The organism is Clostridium sp. SGI.024 (genome assembly GCF_050315195.1).
In the GTDB taxonomy this organism is placed as follows: domain Bacteria; phylum Bacillota; class Clostridia; order Clostridiales; family Clostridiaceae; genus Clostridium.
On the sequence record NZ_JBNPON010000169.1, the window covers coordinates 1 to 359 of the forward strand.

General features: G+C 23.7%; 1 protein-coding gene. It reads left to right on the top strand.

Translation table 11 applies throughout. The features are described from left to right. Nucleotides 1-23: 23 nt before the first annotated feature. Entirely contained in the window at nt 24-281 is a 258-nt protein-coding gene (locus ACQRD5_RS17260; RefSeq protein ID WP_291631428.1) for a hypothetical protein, read from the top strand. Nucleotides 282-359: the final 78 nt, after the last annotated feature.

Consider the following 359-nt stretch of genomic DNA (forward strand, 5'->3'; position numbering starts at 1 on the left):
TAAAATAATAGGGGGAAGTATTTATGGAAAATAATTCAGTTTCACAAAAATCTTCTAAATCTATAGTAGCAATTGTATTAGCTGTAATAGGTTTAGTAGGAGGTATATTAAGTCCATTAATAGGATATATATTATCAATTATAGCTATAGTGATGTCATTAAAAAAGAAAGCTTATAAAGAAGATAAAAAGTATATAATATCTCTTGTGGTAGGAATAATTGCCTTAATTGCAAGTCTTGTTTCTCATATCGCTGGTATTATATTGTTATTAAGTGTTTAAAAATTAATTCATAAAAGTAGATATTAATTATAGAAAAGTTATCTATTAGTAGAAAAGCTAATAGATAGCTTTTTTATT